Source organism: Paraburkholderia fungorum (assembly GCF_003610895.1).
Classification (GTDB): Bacteria; Pseudomonadota; Gammaproteobacteria; order Burkholderiales; family Burkholderiaceae; genus Paraburkholderia; species Paraburkholderia fungorum_B.
This window is the reverse complement of the sequence record NZ_MCAS01000003.1, coordinates 73,013-94,468: the sequence shown is the minus strand read 5'-3', so window position 1 is coordinate 94,468 and position 21,456 is coordinate 73,013. Positions and strand designations below refer to the sequence as shown.

Here is a 21,456-nt window from a genome sequence, read left to right as displayed (position 1 = left end):
TCCGATTCCAGATTCGCGCGCCGCTGAGAGGCGCAGGATGCGCGGCGAACAACGCATGCGTGCCCGATTACGACATACTTTCGATCGCCCGTGCTACCGCTGCAGTTCCACAAGGAGCAAGTTATGCATGATGTGGCAGATTCCGAGGGTTTGCGGCAGGCCAATGTGAAGTCGGTCCAGCAGTACATTGACGAACGCCCAATCTGGCCCGACGGCACCCGTCTTCCGACCGTGCCGATGACAGGCATGCAATGGCGCATCTGGTCGCTCGCGGCAGCGGGTAAGTTCTTTGAGGGATTTGTCGTCTTCATGACCGGCGTGGCGCTCCCGCTGATCTCGCGGGAGTTCGGCATTGGCGCGGCACAGAACGGCCTCATCAGCGCCGCCAGCCTGATGGGCATTCTGGTCGGCGCGGTGGGTCTGGGCGGCATGTCCGATTACTTCGGGCGCAAGCGGATGTTCATTGTCGAGATGATCATCTTCGTCGCGTTTCTGGTGCTGCTGGTGCTGTGCACCAACTTCACCTCGCTCGTGATCTGTCTGTTCGGACTCGGCGTGGCGCTCGGCTGCGACTATCCGACCGCGCATATGATCATCTCCGAAAGCATCCCCAGCAGCGCACGCGGCAAACTGGTGCTGGCGGCGTTCGGCTTCCAGGCGCTCGGCGCACTGGGCGGCACGGCGGTCGGCTTTCTGGTCCTCTCGACCATCCCGACCCTCGACGCGTGGCGCTGGATGTACGGCACCGCGATTATCCCGGCGCTGGCGGTGACCATCGGCCGCTTCTTCATCACCGAAAGCCCGAGCTGGCTGCATATTCGCGGCGCGGTCGATCGCGCGGAAGCTGCTGCAAAACGCCTGCTGGTACGTACGCCGCAGTATCCGACCAGCATCGCGCTGTCGCGTGAACTCGACAATGCCGCCAGCGGCCACGGCGGCAAGCAAAGCTTTTTCGCGCTGTTCGCGAAGCGCAACCTGCGCGCCACGATTCTTGCCTCGATACCGTGGTTCCTGCAGGATCTCGGCACCTATGGCATCGGCATTTTCACGCCCACCATTCTCGCCGCGGCGTTCGGCAGCAAGCCGGATCATGTGCGCAGCATCACCGATCTGATTCTCAACGACATCCTTGCCGCCAAAGGTGCGGCCCTGATCACGATGCTGCTGATCGTCGGCATCATTTTCGCGGTCATCCTCGCGGACAGGGTCGGGCGGATCTGGCTGCAGGTGATCGGCTTTATCGGCTGCGCGGCAGGTTTGCTGATTGCTTCGTTCTCCGATGGTTTTGAAGGTTCCACCAAGACCGTGGTGATTTTCGCCGGCTTCATGCTGTTCAACTTCATGACCAACCTGGGGCCTAACGCGCAGACCTATCTGCTGGCGGGCGAAGTGTTTCCGACCGCCATTCGCGGCACGGGTGCGGGGTTCGCCGCAGCGGTCGGCAAGATCGGTGCGGTCGCAACGGCCTTCCTGTTCCCGATCCTGCTGACAGGTATCGGCACCGGTCCCCTGCTCTACATTCTCGTGGGCACGTCGATTCTCGGCGCGGTGGTCACATGGCTGTTCCGCATCGAAACAAACGGCGTGAGCCTTGACGAGATTGGACGCTAAGCGCGTTCACAGCCCGCCATGGCGCCTGCACACACCCGACGGATTCCCCGTATCGCGACGGAGACACGCATGACTGAGCAACACAAGAACCCGGTACTGCGCTCGCGCTGGCGGCATATCGCCGGCGCGCCGCTGTGCGTTGCCGCGCTCACCTTGATGACCGGCGCATTGGCCAATGCACAGGACCTCACGCTGAGCGAAACCGGCTCGACCTTGCTGTACCCCTTGTTCACGACCTGGGTGGATGCGTACACCAAATCGCACCCAGGCATTCACGTGAGCACCGGCGCGACCGGTTCGGAAGCCGGTATCCAGCAGGCCCTGACGGGCAAGGTGCAGATCGGTGCGTCCGACGCCTACATGTCGGATGCCGATATGAGGCAGCACCCGCAGATCATCAACGTCCCACTCGCCATCGCCGCGCAGACGGTCAACTACAACCTGCCGGGCCTCAACGCGACGCATCTGAAACTGGACGGCCCGGTGCTCGCCGGGATCTACACCGGCGCGATCCGCAACTGGGATGCGCCGCAGATCGCGGCGCTCAACCCCGGCGTGGCCTTGCCTCATCACCCGATCGTGCCGATCCATCGGGCCGACGGCTCCGGCGATACGTTCGTGTTCACGCAATTCCTGTCGTTCTCGACGCCCGCCTGGGAAAGCGACAAGGGCTACGGCACGAGCATCGCGTGGCCCGCGGTGCCGGGCAGTGCAAGCGCGGTGGGCAATGCCGGCATGGTGCAGGCGCTGCAGTCGACACCGTGGTCGCTCGGTTACGTCGGTGTCAGCTTCACCGACAAACTCGCCGAGGCAAAACTCGGTACCGCGGCGCTCAAGAACGGAGCGGGCGAGTTCGTCTTGCCCAGCAAGGACACGATCACGGCAGGTGCCGCCTCGCTCGGCCCGCGCACGCCGCCCGACGAACGGCTGAGCCTCGTGTTCGCGCCGGCATCGGGCGCCTATCCGCTCGTCAATTACGAGTACGCGGTGGTGTCGGCAAAACAACCCGACGCCGCGACCGCCGCCGCGCTGCGCAGGTTCCTGCTGTGGACCATCGTGCCGTCGGAGACGAACGAGGCCTACCTCGATACGGTGCACTTCATTCCACTGCCGCCGCATACGTGGGAGCTGAGCCAGGCGCAGATTCAGTCGATCAAATAGCGCTCTGCCGGCGGCGTGCCCCCCTCACATGGGGACGCCGCCACCCGGCGCTCATGGCCGCAATGCAGCGCGGACAAACACCGTCGTGCGTATTGATGTACCAAGGGTGTGCCAAGCGGAGTGTGCCAAGCGTGAACCTGAAAACCGGGCACCGGCTCAACGCGCCGCACGAAGCTCGGCCGGCTCGAAGTAGAAATTCGTGTTTCCCGCGAGGCGCCCGACCATGAAATCGATGAACGTCCTCACGCGCAGCGGCTGCTCGGTTCGGTGTCGGTAGTAGATGTAGATGGCTTCACGCTGCGTGACGTGCTCGACAAGCAGCGGAACAAGCTGGCCTCGCCTGATCGGCACGGTCGCCGAAAAGCTGCCGAGTTGACCGATTGCGAGCCCGGCCAGCACGGCCTGAGTCTCCGCGTCCGTATCGTTGACGCATAAGGTGGTCGCGATGTCGCGATAGACGATCTCCTCGCCGATGAGAAACTCCCACGGCGCCTGCTTGCCGGTATTCGCCCGCCGGTAGCCGGTGCAATGGTGGGCGTCGAGTTCGTCGATGGTCCGCGGCGCGCCATGCCGCTCGATATACGCGGGCGAGGCGCAGACGATCAGTTGAATCGGCAGGAGCCGGCGCGCGATCGTGCCGCCCGAAGGCGGCGAGCCGCCGCGAAATCCGACGTCGGCGCGATCGCCGACGAGGTCGGTGAAGAGATCGTCGAACTGCACGTCCAGTTGCACATTCGGATGCAGTTCGGCGAATTCCATGAAATACGGCCACAGCACGGTCTGCCCCATGGCTCTTGGCGCGCTCACCCGCAGCGGCCCGGCAATCTCGTCTTTCGCGCGCCGCGCGTCGTCGAGTGCCGAGGACAATACGGCCAACGCGGGTTTCACGCTTTCCAGCAGTCCCTGCCCCTCCTCAGTCAGGCTCAGCTTGCGCGTGGTTCGATGGAAAAGCCGAACCCCCAGCGCCTTTTCCAGTTGCATCACCGCGTGGCTCGCGGCCTGCGGCGAGATGCCCTGGTCCACGGCCGCCTTGCGCAGGCTACCCAGCGCCGCGGCCCGGACGAATATCGTGATCGCGCGAACTTCGTTCATGGCCATTCGGATTAGCAAATAAAAGTTGATTATCAGTCTACCAATCCATGGCTAGTTTGTGCCAATCGCCCCTCCTATGATTCGTTCACTTCCACTCGAAACGTAGGAGCAACATCATGGTCAACCCAGCCAACAACAGCTTCAAGCGCGTCTGGTTCATTACCGGCGCCTCGCGCGGCCTTGGCGCCCTGATCGCTCAGGCGGCGCTCGCCGACGGCAATGCGGTCGTTGCCACCGGCCGCAATACCGCGGCGATCGCCGAGCGCTTCGGCGACTCGCCGGCCCTCCTGCCGCTGGCGTTGGACGTGACCAACGAAACTCAGGCGAAAGCCGCGGTTCAAGCCGCGGTGGAACGATTCGGCCGCATCGACGTTCTGGTCAACAACGCGGGATTCGGTCTGCTTGGTGCAATCGAAGAGTCCAGCGACGCCGACGTGCGCCGTATGTACGACACGAACATTTTCGGCCTGCTGAACATCACGCGCGCCGTTTTGCCGGTGATGCGCGCGCAGCGGGCGGGTCACGTCATCAATATGTCGTCGATCGGCGGCTACCGGTCCGCCGCCGGCTTCGGCGCCTATTGCTCGACCAAGTTCGCGGTGGAAGGCCTGACCGAGGCATTGCACGCCGAACTCAAGCCGCTCGGCATTCACGCCACCGTCGTGGAGCCGGGATATTTCCGTACCGACTTCCTCGACGCGTCGTCGCTCGTGGTGGCCGGGAACGTGATCGCGGACTATGACGAGACATCGGGCAAGGTCCGCCGGCTCGCGACCAGCCTGAACCACAACCAGCCGGGCAACCCGGATAAGCTCGCGGCCGCCATGGTCGAACTGGTCGATGCGCAAACGCCGCCGCTGCGGCTGCCCCTTGGCACCGACACCCTGAAGGCCATCGCCGAGAAAAATGCCTACGTCACCGAGGAAACCGAAACGTGGAGGACGTTATCGGCATCGACTGATTTCCCTGCCTGACTTTCCTGCACGATAGCCGGCCGAGATCGAACGGGCCGGCGCTGAACGCCGGCTCAGCGCCGCCAGGACCCATGCGGCAGCTCGACGTCCCGTCGCGCCGCAGCCAGTCCTTCGACGATGCCCGCCCGATCCAGCGGAATGCAGTAAACCGGCTTCGCACGCTCGAAGCGCCAGCTGTCGGCGAGCGTCCCGGCATCGACCGGATCGAAGCCGAACTGGTCGACGAGTCCGCTCACCACCTCTCTGGCCTGCGCATCGTCGCCGGCCAGCGGCAGTGCCCGGCGGTCCCCCGCGCCGGCCGGCTTGCCGTGCGTTTCGAGATCCCTCGCCAGAATCGCATTGAAAGCCTTGACCACCTTCGCGCCTGGCAACGCGGCGGCCAGCATCTGGCTGGTGGTCGTCGAGCCGCTCTCCAGCGCCTCGATCCGGCCGTCACGATCGGGATAGTGATTGCACGTGTCGATCACGATCTTGCCGTCGAGCGCCGCAACCGGCAGCGCACCAAGACTTCCGAACGGCACGGCGACAATCACCACGTCGCCGAACTTCGCCGCCTCTTCTGCCGTGCCGAGCGCACAGCCAAGCGCCGCAGCCGTGCTGGTCAGTGTCTGCGGACCACGGGAATTGCTGATCATCACTTCGTGACCCGCGTTTCTGGCGAGCGCCGCCATCGCGCGGCCGATAAAGCCGGCGCCGAGAATGCCTATCTTCATGTTTCACACTCCATGTCTGTCTGAGGATCGCTCCGTTGAGCCACGCCCATCGGTGAGAAGCACTATGATTCAAAACTTCAACCGGATAAATTGGCAAAATTCGACGGCTGTCGAAACTGTGAGTGGGGAATAATGGATCGTTTGACCAGCATGGCCGTGTTCGTGAAAACCGCCGACAGTGGCTCGTTCGCCGCGGCCGCGCTCGCCTTCGGCATCTCCGCGCAGATGGCCGGCAAGCATGTCGGCACGCTGGAGGAACGTGTCGGCGCGCGTTTGCTCAACCGCACCACGCGCCGCCAGAGCCTCACCGAGATCGGCCAGATTTTCTACGAACGCTGCAAGGCGCTGCTGGCGGATGCCGAAGCGGCCGAATCGGTCGCGCAGGAACTGTCGGCCTCGCCGCGCGGGCGTTTGCGTATCACCGCACCGGTGACTTTCGGCACCTGCTGTCTGGCCCCCATGATCACGCGCTACCTGAAGGCGCATCCCGAGGTACGAGTCGAACTGGCGCTGACCGACCGCTTTGTCGACCTGGTCGACGAAGGGGTTGAAGCCGCGATCCGGCTCGGCTCGCTATCGGATTCGTCCTTGATCGCGCGGCCCTTGATGCCGTACCGGCTGGTCGCATGCGCATCGCCCGGCTATCTGGCCGAGCATGGCGAGCCGGCTACACCGCAAGCGCTGACGGCGCACGAGTGTCTGAGCTTCGTCTACACGAGCTTGCCGGTCGAGACCGAATGGCGTTTTGCCGATGCGCACGGCCAGCACGTGGTGCCGATTGCCGGCCGCTTTCAGGCCAACGACGTGAAAGCGCTGCTGGCCGCCGCCCTGCACGGCGGCGGCGTGATACTCGCGCCCGAAGTGGCGGTGAAAGACGAGCTCGCGGCAGGCCGGCTGGTGCGCCTGCTAAAGGGCTATCAGGCGCCCGCGCGCCCCATGCACCTGGTCTTTCCAGCGAGCCGCGTCACCCCGAAACTGCGCGCGTTTATCGACCAGGTGGTGGCCGAATTCGGACCTCACGCCGTATGAAGTCCGCCGCCGGACATTCCCGGCGACCACCCTGCACCACCCGCCAATCTCCGTCGATTGACCGCTAGAATTGCCGGCTTTGTCCGCTTTGGGCGCGCGACAAGGCAAAATACGGGTTTGCGCGCGCGAAATGCACTGCGATGCACCACGACGCACCGCAAATCCGGATGAATCAGACCTCGGCGGCTTGCCGGCCGCCGACCCTCGCCATCACGCATGACAACGGCCCAGCAAGCCAATCAGGCGCGCCGGGCCCGTCGCATGCGGCGCAGCCAGGACAGCTCGTCCTTTAACAGAGCCCCTCAGGAGCATTCATGACAGATTCGAACCCCTCTTTCCTCGGCAGGATTTCACTCGCCGTCGGTACCTTTTTCAGCATCCTCGGCGATGGTGAGTTCGCCGCCGGCGTGCTACGCCTGCGCAATGGTGGCTCCGGCGCCGTTGGCAGTGCCACTGCCGCGCGCCCCGCAGCCGCCCCCACGCCGGCCGCGGCGCCAGCCCCCGCGCCTCAGCCTGCGCCCACGCTGAAGGAAGCGAGCCCGGACGCCGCGCTCCAGTTGCTCGGCCTGCTGCAACGCGACGCGCGTTTCATCGATTTCGTGGAAGAGGACATCAAGAGCTATAGCGACGCCGACATCGGCGCCGCCGCCCGCCTCGTGCACGACGGCTGCCGCGCGACGCTGCGCGAGCATTTCAGCATCCGTCCGGTGCGCGACGAAGCCGAAGGCAGCCGCGTGACGCTGGCCGAAGGTTTCGACGCCAGCGCGATTCGCCTGACCGGCAACGTGGTCGGCAAGGCGCCGTTCAACGGCAGCATCAGCCATCGCGGCTGGCGTGTCGACGAAGTGCGTCTGCCGAAGCTGGCCGATAGCCATAACGCCAGGGTGATCGCACCGGCCGAGGTGGAGCTATGAGCGGCGCGCGTTTCTCTATCGGTATCGACCTGGGCACGACGCACTGCGCGCTCTCCTACGTGGACACCACAGCCAGCGACGGCGAAAAGACCACCCAGGGCGTGCTGCCGGTCGCTCAACTGACCGGCCCCGGCGCGATCGACAACCTCGATCTGCTGCCTTCGTTCCTCTACCTGCCGCATCCCGACGAACTCGCCTCAGGCGACCTGTACCTGCCCTGGACCGGCCAGCGCGAATTCGCCGTCGGCGAGTTCGCCCGCAGCCGCGGCGCGGCCACGCCGATCCGGCTCGTGTCGAGCGCCAAGAGCTGGCTGTGCCATCCGGGCGTCGACCGTCGCGCGGCGATTCTGCCGAACGACGCGCCGCGCGAAGTCGCGCGCGTGTCGCCGCTCGAAAGCTCGGTGCGCTATCTGACCCATCTGCGCGAAGCATGGGATCACGCGCATCCGGACGCGCCGTTCAGCCAGCAGGACATCACGGTGACGATCCCCGCGTCGTTCGATCCGGCCGCGCGCGAGCTGACCGCCGAAGCTGCGGAAGCCGCCGGTTACGGCCGCATGACGCTGCTCGAAGAACCGCAAGCCGCGTTGTACAGCTGGATTCAGAAGAGCGGCGGCCAGTGGCGCAAGCAGGTCAAGGTCGGCGACATCATTCTCGTGGTCGACGTGGGCGGCGGCACGACCGACCTCTCCCTGATCGCCGTGATCGAGCGTGAAGGCAATCTCGAACTGCATCGCGTCGCGGTCGGCGAGCACATTCTGCTGGGCGGCGACAACATGGACCTCGCGCTGGCTCACGTGGTCGCGCGCAAGCTCGCGGCCCTTGGCACCCAGGCCGACGCGTGGCAACTGCGCGCCCTCACTTACGCCTGCCGCGCGGCGAAGGAAACGCTGCTGAGCGACCCGTCGGCCGAGACCGTGCCGCTCGTCGTGCCGAGCCGCGGCTCGAAGCTGATCGGCGGTTCGATCCGCACCGAACTGACGCGCGCGGAGCTGACCCAGACGATCCTCGAAGGCTTCTTCCCGCAGGTGGAGAGCGCGGCGCGTCCGGTGAGCCGCGCGCGGGCCGGTCTGACGCAGCTCGGCCTGCCGTATGCGCAGGACGCGGGCATCACGCGGCATCTGGCGGCCTTCCTTGGCCGCCAGGTGGGTGCGCTCGCCGAACTCGAAGGTTTGCGCGATATCGCCACCGCCGAAGGCGCGAGCTTCCTGCACCCCACCGCGGTGCTCTTCAACGGCGGCGTGTTCAAGTCGCCGCTGCTGGTCGAGCGGATCATGGGCACGCTCAATGGCTGGCTCGGCGCAGAAGGCGCGCCGCAAGCCCGCCTGCTCGAAGGCGCCGATCTCGATCTCGCCGTGGCACGCGGTGCGGCGTATTACGGCTATGTGCGCCGCGGCCAGGGCGTGCGCATTCGCGGCGGCACGGCGCGCGCGTACTACATCGCGATCGAATCGGCGATGCCCGCCGTCCCCGGTCTCGAGCCGCCGGTGCAGGCACTCTGCGTCGCACCGTTCGGCATGGAAGAAGGTACGGAGGCCGAATTGCCGGCGCAGGAGTTCGGGCTGGTGGTCGGCGAGCCGGTGCACTTCCGCTTCTTCGGATCGTCGGTGCGTCGTCAGGATCAGGTCGGCACGCTCCTCGATTTCTGGGGTCCCGAGGAACTGCAGGAACTCGAAGAAATCCAGGCGACGCTGCCGTCGGCCGGCCGCACCGCCGGTGAAGTCGTGCCGGTGAAACTGCATGCGCGCGTGACGGAAGCCGGCACGCTCGAACTCGAAGCCGTACCGCGCGGCACCGACGAGCGCTGGAAGGTCGAGTTCGACGTGCGCGGCAGCGCCAATGCATGACGGCGATGAAGCGCTATAGCGTCGGCATTGATCTCGGCACCAGCAACACGGTGCTGGCATACGCTGCGGCGGGCGATCCCGAAGTGGGCTCGCAGGAGATTCACGTCTTCGAGATCGAGCAGCTGGTGAGTCTCGGCGAAGTCGCCGCGCGGCCGCTGCTGCCTTCGGTGCGGTATCACGCGGCGCCGGGCGAGCTGAGCGCGGGCGATCTGCCGTTGCCGTGGCGCGCGGCGGACGGTTCGGATAGCAGCACGCCCGGCCGGATGGATGAGGCCGGTCAAGCCGTCGTGATCGGCCGGCTCGCGCGCGCGCTCGGCGGCCAGGTGCCGGGACGGCTGGTGGCGAGCGCGAAGAGCTGGCTGTCGCACGCTTCGGTGGACCGGGTCGCGCCGATCCTGCCGTGGGGCGCCGCGGACGATGTCCGCAAGGTCTCGCCGGTCGAAGCCAGCGCGAGCTATCTGGCGCACGTACGGGCAGCCTGGAATCAGCGCTTTGCGCACGCGCCGCTCGAGGCGCAGGACGTCGTGCTGACGGTGCCCGCGTCATTCGACGAAGGCGCACGGGCGTTGACGGTGGAAGCGGCGCGCATGGCGGGCCTGCCCACGCTGAGGCTGCTGGAAGAGCCGCAGGCCGCGTTCTACGACTGGCTGTTTCATCACCGCGAGCAGCTTGCAACCGAACTCTCGGACACCCGGCTCGTGCTGATCTGCGACGTGGGCGGCGGCACCACCGACCTTACGCTGATCGAAGTCGGCATGCGCGACGGCGAGCCAGAACTCACGCGCATCGGCGTGGGCAACCATCTGATGCTGGGCGGCGACAACATGGACCTCGCGCTCGCGCACCGGGTCGAGGCGCGTTTGCCTCAGACCGGCAACGAGCGCACGCGTTTGTCGGCGGCGAGTCTGTCGCAACTGGTCGAACGTTGCCGTGGCGCGAAGGAACAACTGCTCGGCCCGCACGCACCGGAATCCGCTTCGATCACGCTGCTCGGCGCGGGCGCGAAGCTGATCGGCGGCGCACGCACGGTGCAGGTCACCCGTGAGGAAGTCGAGCAGATCATGGTCGACGGATTCTTTCCGGCGGTGGCATCGCATGAACGGCCCGGCAGGCCGCGCGGCGCGATCGTCGAGTTCGGCCTGCCCTATGCCACCGACGCGGCGGTCACGCGCCATATCGCGGCGTTTCTAAGCCGCTTCGCGGCGCAATCGCGCAAGGCGCTCGGTTCTGCTTCGGACTCCTCCGCGCATTGCTCCGATACTGGCGAAGCTCAGGACGAGCCTTTGCCGATTCCCGACACGCTGCTGCTGAACGGCGGCGTGTTTCGCGCCGAGGCGCTCACGCAGCGTCTCGCCAGCACCTTGGGCGCATGGCGCGGCGAGCCGCTCAACGTTCTGCACAACGACAATCCCGACGTCGCCGTGGCGCGCGGCGCGGTGGCATATGCCCTCGCCCGCAAAGGCCTGGCGCCGAAAATCGGTGGCGGCTCGGCACGCAGTTACTTCCTCGCGCTCGACGAAAGCGGTGAAGGCGAACGCGGCATCTGTCTGCTGCCACGCGGCACCGAAGAAGGCCACGAGATCCGCATCGAAGACCGTACGTTCGCGCTGCGTCTCGGGCACCCGGTGCGCTTTCACCTGGCCTCTTCAAGCGCGGACACGGTCTATCGTGCCGGTGAACTGGCCGATCTCACGCAAGGCGATTTCGTTCGACTGCCCCCCATCGCCACGATCGTGCAAACGCCCGGCGCGAGCACGGCGCGCGGCGAAACCGCGGTACAGATCGCCACGTCCCTGACCGAAGTGGGCACACTCGACGTGCACTGCATCGAACTCGACAATCCGGCGCAACGCTGGCTGCTCGAATTCCAGTTGCGTCGTGAAGACGCTCAGGTGAGCCTGAGCGCGGACCCGGCACACATCCGGCAGCCCGCCCTCGACGAAGCGATCGACCATATCGACCGGTGCTTCGGCTCGCGCGCACAGAAAGTGGACCCCAAGGAAGTCAAACGCCTGCGCTCGCAGCTCGAACAACTGCTCGGCCCGCGCGAAGGCTGGAACAGCGCGCTGCTGCGCGAGCTGTTCGGTGCGCTATGGGAACGCGCGCGCCGTCGGCGGCGCTCGGCGGACCACGAACGCCTGTGGCTGAATCTGGCCGGCTATTGCGTACGGCCGGGTTTCGGCTATCCGCTCGACGAATGGCGTGTCGAGCAACTCTGGTCGCTGTTCGACGACGGCATCCAGTATGTCAACGAAAGCCAGGTCTGGTCGGAATGGTGGACGCTATGGCGGCGCGCGGCGGGCGGTCTCGACGAAAGCGCGCAACTGCGCGTGCTCGACGCGATGGCCTATCTGCAAACGGCCGCGCAATCGCGCCACAAACTGCCGTTCGACGTGTCGAAAACCGGCTTCACCGACATGGTCCGGCTCGCCGCGTCGCTCGAACGGATTCCGGTCGAACGCAAGATCGAGCTCGGCGAGTCGGTGCTCACGCGGCTGAAGAAGCCTGCGGAAAATCATCAAAGCTGGTGGGCGGTCGGCCGCATCGGCGCACGGCGGCCGTTCTATGGCAGCGCGCATAGCGTCGTGCCACCGGACATCGCCGCACAATGGCTGAACGCCATCCTCGCGCTCGACTGGAAGAAGATCGACCCCGCCGCATTTGCCGCCGTGCAGATTGCCCGGATGACCGGCGACCGCTCGCGCGACCTGCCCGAAGCGCTGCGCCATACGGTGGTGCGCAGGCTCGAAGCGGCCAATGCGCCGCACGCGTGGATCACAATGGTCAGCGAGACCGTGGAGCTCGACGATGCCGATGAAGGTCGCGTGTTCGGCGAATCGCTACCCGCGGGGCTGAAGCTGATCGCGGCAACACCATGACGAACCTGTCTTAACGAATACGTATTTCGCATCATCATGATCAATCTGTTTCAGGCCATGCAGGCTTTCGTCAAGGTCGCCGACGCGGGCAGTTTCGCGCAAGCCGCAGAGCAGCTCAGTGTCTCGACCTCGGTCGTGACGCGCCATGTGTCGAGCCTTGAAAAGCACCTGGGCATCCGGCTGCTTCAGCGCACCACGCGCAAGGTCGTGCTGACCGAAGCCGGCGCCGACTATGCCGAAGGCTGCCGGGTCGTGCTGGCGGAACTCGAAGAGGTCGAATCACGTGCCACGACGACCTCGAAGGAAGTGGTGGGCGATCTGCGGATCGTGGCATTGGGCAGCTTCTCGCTGTTCCGGCTCACACCACTTTTTGCGGAGTACCAGGCAAAATTTCCCCACGTGAATCTGCGTGTCACGCTCACCGAAAAACGCGTCGATCTGCTGGAAGGCGGCTTCGACGTGGGTATCGTGACCGAGCATATGATCCGTTCCGAATCACTGGTGGTGCGCCGTCTCATCAACTCGCACGTGGTGCCGGTGGCAGCCGCCGCCTATCTGGCCGAAGCCGGTTGTCCCGCCACCCCCGCTGATCTCGCGCGACACCGGGTGATCGCCGCATCGCTCGACGCCAGTCCGCAGACCTGGATATTCAGGAACGGCCACAACGGCAATGACATTGGCAACGAGGAAAGCATCACGCTCGATGCGTCGTTCACGGTCAACAGCATGATCATGCAGAAGCAGGCGACGCTCGGCGCAATGGGTATCGCATTGCTTCCGCTCGAAATGGTCAGCGATGAGTTGCGCGCCGGCACCCTCGTACACATCCTCGGCGAATACACCGTGCTCAACGGTGATGTCGCGGTCTCACTCGTTTATCCAAGCCGCGAATTCGTGCCGCGCAAAATCCGCGAGTTCATCGATCTCGCGGTTAGCTATTTCGAATGACATTACATAAGTAAAAGTTCGGCAAATCAGATTGAAAGCCCGCGCACCGCTGCGCGCTTCGGCAAATTTTTCACGAGAACATTGCGCACCCTCTTTCCATTGACTACGATTACTCGCGCGAACAAACACTCGCGGAAAGTAAAAGCCCCCTAGGCGTTAATCGCCAATGGGACGTCTGGAAAACATGGAGGGTGATCTATGTCGGACGAAAATAATCAGGCTTCCGCATCAAAACGTCGAGGATTTCTGAAGGGTGTCGTTTCAGTAGGCATTGCAAGCGGAATTGGCACCGTTGCCGGAGAGACGCTGGCACAAACCGCGGCCGGTCCAACCGCTACCGGCATCGGCTCCAAGCCCCCCACGAAGGCTACCCGCGAGGCCAACGCGGTTTATGCGAATCAGCTGGCATTCAACGACACGCAAGACTTCCAGGACGCCAGCCGCGGGCTGATCGCGACCTTGCCCGAAGGCGTGATCCCCAGTTCAAAAGGCGGCGCGGCGTGGGATCTCGGGCAATTTTCTTTTGTTCAGGGCGGCCCCGAAAACAACTCGCCCGATTCCGTGAACCCCAGCTTGTGGCGTAACGCCAAGCTGAATATGAATCACGGTCTGTTCGAAGTAGTCGACGGCATCTGGCAGGTGCGCGGCTACGATCTTTCGGTGATGAGCATCATTCGCGGCGACACGGGCTGGATCGTGATCGACCCGCTGATGACAGCCGACGTATCAGGTGTAGTGTGGAAACAGTTAGTCATTCCGCATATCGGCGATAAACCGATCACTCACGTCATCTATACGCATAGCCACGCTGATCACTATGGCGGCATTCGTGGCATTGTCGACGAAGCCGATCTGAAATCAGGCAAGGTCAAGATCTACGCGCCGGCCGGTTTCACCGAGGCCGCGGTGGGCGAGAACGTGATTGCCGGCAATGCGATGAGCCGGCGCGCCGCCTACATGTACGGCAATCTGCTGCCGCGCGGTCCCGCGGGCGTGGTGGATGCCGGACTCGGCAAGACCACGTCGGTCGGCGCGATCACGCTGCTCACGCCAACCGACTTCGCCACCACGACCGGGCAGAAACTGGTGATGGACGGTGTCGAGATGACCGTCATCATGGCGCCTGAGTCCGAAGCGCCGTCGGAATTCATGTTCTACATTCCGAAGTACAAGGCGTTCTGCGCCGCCGAGGACGCGACCCATACGCTGCACAACCTCTACACGCTGCGTGGCGCCAAGGTGCGCGACGCGCTGTTGTGGTCGAAGTATCTGCAGGCCGCCATCGACATGTTCGGCAGCGACATGCAGGTGTTATTCGCTTCGCATTACTGGCCGACCTGGGGCAACGAGCGGATCATCGCGTTCCTGAAAGCGCAGCGCGACATGTATCGCTATCTGCACGACCAGACCATGCGTCTTGCCAACACGGGCTATACGCCGCTGGAAATTGCGGACTCGCTGCGCTTGCCCGATTCACTGGCGCGACAGTGGTATTGCCGCAGTTACTACGGCACGGTGTTTCACGACCTCGTGGCGCAATACAATTTGCGGCTCGGCTTCTTCGACGGCGTGCCGGCGAATCTGCATCGCCTGCCGCCGGTCGAGAACGGCAAGCGCTACGTCGAGTTCATGGGTGGCTCCGCCGCCGTGCTGCGCAAGGCGCAAGCGTATTACGACAAGGGCGAGTATCGCTGGGTGGCGGAAGTGGTGAACCATGTCGTGTTCGCCGAGCCGCAGAACGTGGCCGCCAAACATATGCTGGCCGACGCCTACGAACAGTTGGGTTACCAGTCGGAAGCGTCGAGCTGGCGCAACTTCTATCTGACCGGCGCCATGGAATTGCGCAACGGCGTGCACAAGGTGCCGTTCGGCAGTTCGCAAAGCCCCGACACGATCAAGGCGATGCCGCTCGAGATGTTTCTCGATTATCAGGGCGTCCGGCTGAACGCCGAACGGGCAGCCGGCAAGACCATTTCGTTTAACTTCGTCATGACCGATACGAAGGAAAACTATCTGGTCGGCGTCGAGAACTCCGCGCTTCACTATTCGAAGGGCCAGACTTCGAATAGCGCGGACGCCACCGTCACCATGACCCGCTCGGATCTGAACGACGTCATGATGGGCAACGCCACGATGGAGAAACTCGTCATGAGCGGCAAGGCGAAACTGAGTGGCGATACGAAGAAACTTGGCGAATTCGTGTCGTGGCTCGACAACTTCGACTTCTGGTTCAACATCGTCACGCCCTGAACCCACACCGCATCCGACTACAGGACGAATCCGGCCATGTGCGCTATCTGCGAACTGAAGCTCGAATTCAACGTCGACCATCCGCTGGCCCTCTCGGTGGCGGTGGCGACGCGCAACGCCATCGACGCGGGCACGCTGCCGGAAAGCCTGCTGGATGGCGCCTTGAGCAATGCGAAGATGCGCGCGGCCGCAGTCGACGCGCTACAGGGTTTGACCGCCCGGCTCGAAACATCGAAACCGGCCAGCGAGTTGCTGGCGCTGCCGGATTTCTACGTGCTGCTGATCGAAATCGGAACGTGGGGATTTTTTCACGCTACCGGGCGCGGCTTCGATCCGGACATCACGCCCGAGGCGCCCAACGTGACAGCGGACAATCAGGCTGACCGCGACATCGTCTTCGTGACGTCGGAAACGGCATTGCGAGCCGTGCTCGATGGACGGCTCTCGATCGACGCGGCGTTTGCCGGCGATCTGGTCATGCTCGATGCTGGGGTGGAGCACACCGCACAACTTCGCGCCGTGCTGAACGACGCCCTCGCTGCACCAGCAATCCTACTCGACCCGCTCCCATTGGTGCCCGGATGAGGGCGACAGCGCCGCGGATTGCGGCGAGCTGTCTGCCTGTACCCGTTGCCCGCCCAGACGCTGCGCGCGCTGCCCCGCCAGCGCGTCGAGAATAAGGCCACCCAGGACGATCGCCGCGCCCACGCCTTGCCACGCCGTCAGATGCTTGCCGAGCCACACGATGTCGACCGCGAGTCCCACCATGGGCACCAGCAGTAACAGCATCGAAGTGCGTTGCACGCCGAGCTCTTCGATACCGCGAAACCACAGACCATAGGCGACGATCGTCGCGGCGAGCACAAGATAGCCGAGTGCGAAGCCGTTACGCAGTCCCAACTGCGCGGGTAACGGCTCGAACTGTAACGTGGCCGCGGCGAGCAACACACCGCCTGCCAGCAACTGCCAGCCGGTGAACACAAGCAGCGTATCCGGCCGGTTCCACTTCTTGAACAGGACGATCCCGCACCCCATTGCGGACGACGCTCCGAGTCCCGCCAGTACGCCAATCGGATTGAGCGCGGCAGGCGATGCGCGAACCAGCAAGGCCACGCCCAGCACGCAGAACGCGATCAGCAGCAAACGCCCGGCACGCACCGGCTGGCCGAGCAGCGGCCAGCTCAGCAACGCGGCCCAGAACGGCGCGAGCGCCATGAAAATGGTGATCATGCCGCCGGGCAAATGCGCAGCCGAGACGAAAAACAACCCGAATGTCAGCGAGATATTGACCGTGCCGAGGACGACGATCCGCCCGAGCCACGCGCGTGGCGGCAGTCGGCGGAACAGCAGCAGAATCACGAGACCGGCACCAAGACTGCGCACGCTCGCGATGAAAAGCGGATGACCGGGCCCGGTGGCCTCGCTTGCCGTCAGTGGCATCGTGCCCCACAGCACCGGCGCCAGTGCCGTGATGAACCACCTGATCTTACCCATACCGCATACTCCGCTTCGCATCTGGAAGCGAATTTAGCCACGCCGCGCGCAATTCGAAGCGCACGCGGCGGTATGACGGGAATCACCGCATTAGCGTCGGAAAACGTGCTAAAGGTTCATGCGTCGATGAGCATGACGCAGATCGGATCAAGAATTGCCAAGCTCACGCGGCGCATGCAGTTCACGCCGCTTCAGCCAGCGTCTTGCGCTCTTTAAGCGCCGCCGCCGGTGGCGCGGCGTAATCGACGCCCATCGTCCGTAACGACTGCGCGCAGGCCCGCACCACGCGGCGCATCACCCGTTCGTCTACCTGACCGATGCAACCGATGCGAAAGCTCTCCACCACCGTGAGTTTGCCCGGATAGATGATGAAACCCTGCTCCTTCATCAATTCATAGAAGCGCTCGAATTTGAACGACGCATGCGCCGGCGAGAAAAACGTCACGATGATCGGCGAACGCCACCGCGCGTTCAGCAGCGGCTCGAAACCGAGTTCGCGCATGCCGGCGACCAGCACGTCACGATTGTTCGCATAACGCGCGAGACGTCCGGCCTGGCCGCCTTCGAGCTTGTGCAGACGCAATGCTTCGATAAATGCGGCCACGGTGTGCGTCGGCGGCGTGAAGCGCCATTGACCGGTGCGGTTCATCACGTCCCACTGGTCGTACACGTCGAGCGCGAGCGAATGGCTGCGGCCTCTCGCTTCCTGCAACGCGCGCTTGCGGGCAATCACGAAACCGAAACCGGGCACGCCCTCGATGCATTTGTTCGCCGACGACACGAAGGCCTCGCACGGAATCCGGTTGACGTCGAGCGGCACCGCGCCGAATGCGCTCATCGAATCGATCAGCAGCTTGCGGCCTTTTTTCGCGGTGGCGGCGGCGATTTCTTCGATCGGATTGAGAATCCCGGAGCTGGTTTCACAATGCACCGCGACCACGTGCGTGATACGCGGATCGGCGTCCAGCATGCTTTCGACTTCCACGCCACGCGGCGGCAGGTAGTCGCCCTTGTCGAGCACCGTGCAGGCACGGCCGAGATAGCCGAGCGTCGTCGCTATACGCTTGCCGTAAGCGCCGTTGGCCAGCACGAGCGCGTGACCGTCGCGTGGAATCAGGCTGCCGAGCATCGCCTCGACGCAATAACTGCCGCTGCCCTGGAGCGGCACGCAGTCGTACTCGCTCGCGGTGTCGCCCGCGATCTCCAGCAGGCGGCTGCGCAACTCGGCGGTCATGGCGCGGAAGTCGCCGTCCCACGAACCCCAGTCGCGCAACATGGCCTGCTTGGTCGAGAACGCGGTGGTCAGCGGTCCCGGCGTCAAGAGATACGGCTCGCCCATGGCCGGCTCGGCACACGTCACGCTCGAGGGCGTGGTGGACATTGTCAGGGCGTTGTCGAGCACGCTTTCCATGTTCGGAATCTCCGATATCGCTGTTTCGATGCGTGACACGGTACACAAAGGCCGTCCATTGGTAAAATCGATATAATCGATGTCGATATCGTAAAAACTTATTTCGTTGAGGCACACGTGCAATACGCGCAATTGCGGGCATTTCATGCGGTCGCGGAACATGGGGGATTTTCCCGGGCGGCACAGGCGCTGTCGCTCACGCAGCCGGCGGTGTCGGATCACGTGAAGCGGCTCGAGCAGGACTACGGCGTCAAGCTGTTCGAGCGCGGCCCGCGCGGCGTCGAAACCACCGAACTCGGTGTGCGCCTTTTTAGCGTCACGCGGCAGATGCTCAGTTGCGAACGCGAGGCGCGGCAGTTGCTCGAATCGGCGGGCGGGCTCGAATCCGGCTCGCTCTCGCTCGTCGCGGACGCACCCGATCTGGCGGTCGCGCTGATCGGCGCGTTTCGCAAGCTGCATCCGGGGATCGTCGTGACACTCTCGATCGCCAATGCCGCGGACTGCATGCAGCGGGTGCTGTCAAGTGCGGTCGATGCCGCGATTACCGCCGCCCCGCAGGTGCATAGCCGGCTCGAGTCGCGCGTGCTGCGGCGCGATCCGCTGGTGGCGATGGTGCCGGCCGGCTATCCGGTGGCGAAGAAACGCAAGCTGAGCTACACGGAACTCGTGCAGCAGCCAATGATTTTTCGCGAGCCGCAATCGGTCACGCAGCAGTTGCTGGAGATCGAACTGGTACGCGGGTCGTTACAGGTCGAACCGGTAATGTACGTGGACGGACGTGAGGCGCTGGAGGAAGCAGTCGCGCAAGGGATGGGCGTAGGCGTGATCGCGCGCGCCGAATTCAAGGAATCGCGGCGGATCAGGATGATTCCGCTCCAGGATTGCCAGGTGCGCATGACCGAGTCGCTCACGCGGCTCGCCGGGCGGCCGGGATCGAATCTGCTGGATGCGTTGTTTGCGGTGAAGTTGCCGGGCGCTACCGGGGCAACTCAGTAAAACGCCAGCCGCCGGGCAGGCACAACCCGGCGGCCACCCTGTTAGCGCGAACCGCCGCTTGCGATCAGGCTTTCGCCGGTCAACCAGCGCGAGTCGTCGGAGGCGAGGAACACGGCGACGTCCGCGATATCTTCAGGCTGACCGATGCGGCCAAGCGGGGTCGTGCTGACGGCCCACGCCTCGAAGTCTGAGCCGATAAAGCCGGCGCTATGCGTGCCTTCAGTTTCCACCATGCCGGGATTCACGGAGTTGACGCGAATCTTGCGCGGACCGAGTTCACGGGCGAGTACGCCGGTGATGGCGTCCACCGCGCCCTTGGTGGCGGTATAGACCGCGCTGCCCGGCGGCGTGATGCGGCTGACAACCGAGCTCACGTTCACGATGCTGCCGCCTTCGCCCAGATGCTTCGCCGCCGCCTGCGTGACCAATAGCAGACCCAGCACGTTCACATTGAAGTGCTTGTGGAAATGCGCTTCGGTGATCTCTTCGATCGGCGCCATCTCATACACGCCGGAATTATTGACGAGAATGTCGAGACGGCCATACGTTTCCACTGCCGTGCCGACGATGCCTTGCGCGTCGGCTGCCTTGGACACGTCGCCGGCCACCGCCACCGCCTTGCCGCCCGCCGCGGTGATGGCGGCAACCACGTCGTCCGCACCCGCTTTGCTGGACGCGTAGTTCACCACCACCGACGCGCCCTGCGCCGCCAATGCCTTCGCAATCGCGGCGCCGATACCTTTCGATGCGCCCGTTACAACCGCAACTTTACCTGTGAGCTTGCTCATGATCGTGTGTCCTTTGGATGGAGTGCGTGCGCGCCGACGCGCCGCCGCGAAGATTCGCGGCGCTGGCGTCGATGGAGCTGCAAATGCAGTGGCGCTGTCACTGGAGCCAATGTAGACACACAGCCGTTAGGGATAAAGCGGCTGAAGACGAATAGATACGTCGGATGAGCCGAACAATCGGCGCCACGCGGAATCAGCGGAACAATCGGAATCAATGAAACGGGCGGCAGGGTCCCGGCCCGGCGTTCCGAACCGGCGCCGGCGCTGCCCCCGCCCGCTCCCATCACCGCTTCGACGTAAATCCACCGAAGAATGATCGTGCGTTCGCGTCGAGTGTCTCGACGTGATAGCCGCCTTCCTGCACGATCAGCGTCGGCAGTTCCAGCGCGCCGAGCCGGCCGCCGAGTTGACCGAAACCCTCCGTCGTCACCGCGACCATGGATTGCGGATCGTCTTTGTAGATATCGAACCCCAGTGCCACAACCAGGGCGTCCGGCTGAAAACGGCTGACCACTCGCAGCGCCGCATCAAGCTGCTCGAAGAACACCGCTTCTGACGAACCATGCGGCATGGGCAGATTGACGTTGTAACCCTCGCCTTTCTCCGCGCCACGCTCGTCTTCGAACCCCGCGACTACGGGATAGAAATTGGTGGGGTCGCCGTGGATCGACACGTACAACACGTCGTCGCGGCCGTAGAAAATCTCCTGAATGCCCTGGCCGTGGTGCATGTCCGTATCGAGAATCGCCACGCGCCCATACTTTTGCCGCAGCGCTTGCGCCGCAACCGCTGCATTGTTCAGATAGCAGAAACCACCCGCCGCTTCGGCGCGCGCATGATGGCCCGGCGGGCGGCATAACGCATACGCCTCACCCGCGCCGTCGAGAATCGCCTGCGCGCCGGCCCGTGCGCTTTGCGCGGACCAGTATGCCGATTCGTACGTATCCGCACCGATCGGGCAGCTGCCGTCGGCGAGATAGCGGGCCGCTTGCGCAAGCACGCCGCGCAAGGGATTATTCTCGCGGATGTACACGTTCGACATCACCTCGTCACCCCATTCCGCGGGAATCTTCTTCCACTCGCGGTGCGCTTCTTCGAGAAAGCGCAGGTAGTTCATCCCATGCACCGCAGCGAGCGGCGCGGCGCCGAAGTCCGCCGGTTCCCGCACGTCAAAGCCGAGCTTCTTCACGGCTTCGACGAGTCGCAACGCGCGTTCGGGCACTTCCTGCGGCGTGCGCATCTGGCCACGCGACAGATAGCTGCGCGGATGGTGCTTTAACTGCGCCGGATGAAAAAAAGTCTGCATAGTCCAGTTCCTTGGCTTCAGGCGCAGGCCGGTGCGGCTATCG

The 21,456-nt window shown here is 64.3% G+C and carries 17 protein-coding genes; 11 read left to right on the top strand and 6 right to left on the bottom strand.

Features of this window, described 5'->3' with window-relative positions; all coding sequences use genetic code 11:
- Positions 1 to 123 precede the first annotated feature (123 nt).
- Both BCY88_RS04445 and pstS read left to right on the top strand, forming a co-directional pair.
- Positions 124 to 1,611 (top strand): MFS transporter, encoded by a 1,488-nt coding sequence (locus BCY88_RS04445; RefSeq protein WP_120343076.1) that lies wholly within the window; start codon positions 124 to 126, stop codon positions 1,609 to 1,611.
- 69 nt (positions 1,612 to 1,680) lie between these two features.
- Entirely contained in the window at positions 1,681 to 2,772 is a 1,092-nt protein-coding gene (gene pstS, locus BCY88_RS04440; protein ID WP_183081274.1) for a phosphate ABC transporter substrate-binding protein PstS, read from the top strand.
- A 156-nt stretch (positions 2,773 to 2,928) separates the two neighbouring features.
- Here pstS and BCY88_RS04435 read toward each other — a convergent pair whose 3' ends face one another.
- The gene (locus tag BCY88_RS04435; RefSeq protein WP_120343222.1) at positions 2,929 to 3,864 is read right to left on the bottom strand and encodes a LysR family transcriptional regulator; all 936 of its coding nucleotides are present in this window, start codon (positions 3,862 to 3,864) and stop codon (positions 2,929 to 2,931) included.
- A gap of 116 nt (positions 3,865 to 3,980) precedes the next feature.
- Between BCY88_RS04435 and BCY88_RS04430 the strand changes: the two genes are divergently transcribed.
- Positions 3,981 to 4,838 (top strand): oxidoreductase, encoded by an 858-nt coding sequence (locus BCY88_RS04430; RefSeq protein WP_120343075.1) that lies wholly within the window; start codon positions 3,981 to 3,983, stop codon positions 4,836 to 4,838.
- A 53-nt stretch (positions 4,839 to 4,891) separates the two neighbouring features.
- Here BCY88_RS04430 and BCY88_RS04425 read toward each other — a convergent pair whose 3' ends face one another.
- Positions 4,892 to 5,551, bottom strand: a complete 660-nt coding sequence (locus BCY88_RS04425; RefSeq protein ID WP_120343074.1) for an NADPH-dependent F420 reductase — start codon at positions 5,549 to 5,551, stop codon at positions 4,892 to 4,894.
- A 132-nt stretch (positions 5,552 to 5,683) separates the two neighbouring features.
- Between BCY88_RS04425 and BCY88_RS04420 the strand changes: the two genes are divergently transcribed.
- The 7 genes from BCY88_RS04420 to BCY88_RS04390 all read left to right on the top strand — a co-directional run bounded on the left by BCY88_RS04420 (position 5,684) and on the right by BCY88_RS04390 (position 16,003).
- The gene (locus tag BCY88_RS04420; RefSeq protein WP_120343073.1) at positions 5,684 to 6,580 is read left to right on the top strand and encodes a LysR family transcriptional regulator; all 897 of its coding nucleotides are present in this window, start codon (positions 5,684 to 5,686) and stop codon (positions 6,578 to 6,580) included.
- Positions 6,581 to 6,894: 314 nt separating this feature from the next.
- Positions 6,895 to 7,494, top strand: a complete 600-nt coding sequence (locus BCY88_RS04415) for a DUF2760 domain-containing protein (RefSeq protein ID WP_120343072.1) — start codon at positions 6,895 to 6,897, stop codon at positions 7,492 to 7,494.
- On the top strand, positions 7,491 to 9,341 hold the full coding sequence (locus tag BCY88_RS04410) for an Hsp70 family protein (RefSeq protein ID WP_120343071.1): 1,851 nt from the start codon (positions 7,491 to 7,493) through the stop codon (positions 9,339 to 9,341). Before BCY88_RS04415 ends, BCY88_RS04410 begins: the two co-directional genes overlap by 4 nt.
- Positions 9,338 to 12,220 (top strand): Hsp70 family protein, encoded by a 2,883-nt coding sequence (locus tag BCY88_RS04405; RefSeq protein WP_183081273.1) that lies wholly within the window; start codon positions 9,338 to 9,340, stop codon positions 12,218 to 12,220. The genes BCY88_RS04410 and BCY88_RS04405 overlap by 4 nt, the downstream gene beginning before the upstream one ends.
- A gap of 36 nt (positions 12,221 to 12,256) precedes the next feature.
- A complete protein-coding gene (locus BCY88_RS04400; protein WP_120343070.1) occupies positions 12,257 to 13,168 on the top strand; it encodes a LysR family transcriptional regulator in 912 nt (303 codons plus the stop codon).
- A gap of 198 nt (positions 13,169 to 13,366) precedes the next feature.
- Positions 13,367 to 15,418 (top strand): alkyl/aryl-sulfatase, encoded by a 2,052-nt coding sequence (locus BCY88_RS04395; protein ID WP_120343069.1) that lies wholly within the window; start codon positions 13,367 to 13,369, stop codon positions 15,416 to 15,418.
- 36 nt (positions 15,419 to 15,454) lie between these two features.
- Positions 15,455 to 16,003, top strand: a complete 549-nt coding sequence (locus BCY88_RS04390; protein WP_120343068.1) for a hypothetical protein — start codon at positions 15,455 to 15,457, stop codon at positions 16,001 to 16,003.
- Here the strand turns inward: BCY88_RS04390 and BCY88_RS04385 are convergent.
- Together BCY88_RS04385 and BCY88_RS04380 are read right to left on the bottom strand one after the other, a co-directional pair.
- Positions 15,971 to 16,912, bottom strand: a complete 942-nt coding sequence (locus tag BCY88_RS04385; RefSeq protein ID WP_183081272.1) for a DMT family transporter — start codon at positions 16,910 to 16,912, stop codon at positions 15,971 to 15,973. The two genes, BCY88_RS04390 and BCY88_RS04385, sit on opposite strands and share 33 nt — an antisense overlap.
- Positions 16,913 to 17,093: 181 nt before the next feature.
- Positions 17,094 to 18,293: a 2-aminoethylphosphonate--pyruvate transaminase gene (locus tag BCY88_RS04380; RefSeq protein ID WP_404935676.1), complete on the bottom strand. Its 1,200-nt coding sequence runs from the start codon at positions 18,291 to 18,293 to the stop codon at positions 17,094 to 17,096.
- 147 nt (positions 18,294 to 18,440) lie between these two features.
- On the opposite strand from BCY88_RS04380, the gene BCY88_RS04375 reads away from it, so the two are divergent.
- The gene (locus BCY88_RS04375) at positions 18,441 to 19,319 is read left to right on the top strand and encodes a LysR substrate-binding domain-containing protein (protein WP_120343066.1); all 879 of its coding nucleotides are present in this window, start codon (positions 18,441 to 18,443) and stop codon (positions 19,317 to 19,319) included.
- 41 nt (positions 19,320 to 19,360) lie between these two features.
- On the opposite strand, the gene BCY88_RS04370 is transcribed toward BCY88_RS04375, so the two are convergent.
- Both BCY88_RS04370 and BCY88_RS04365 read right to left on the bottom strand, forming a co-directional pair.
- The gene (locus BCY88_RS04370) at positions 19,361 to 20,107 is read right to left on the bottom strand and encodes a glucose 1-dehydrogenase (protein ID WP_120343065.1); all 747 of its coding nucleotides are present in this window, start codon (positions 20,105 to 20,107) and stop codon (positions 19,361 to 19,363) included.
- Between the two features lie 283 nt (positions 20,108 to 20,390).
- Complete coding sequence (locus BCY88_RS04365; RefSeq protein WP_120343064.1) at positions 20,391 to 21,413, bottom strand: histone deacetylase family protein; 1,023 nt, start codon at positions 21,411 to 21,413, stop codon at positions 20,391 to 20,393.
- Positions 21,414 to 21,456 lie beyond the last annotated feature (43 nt).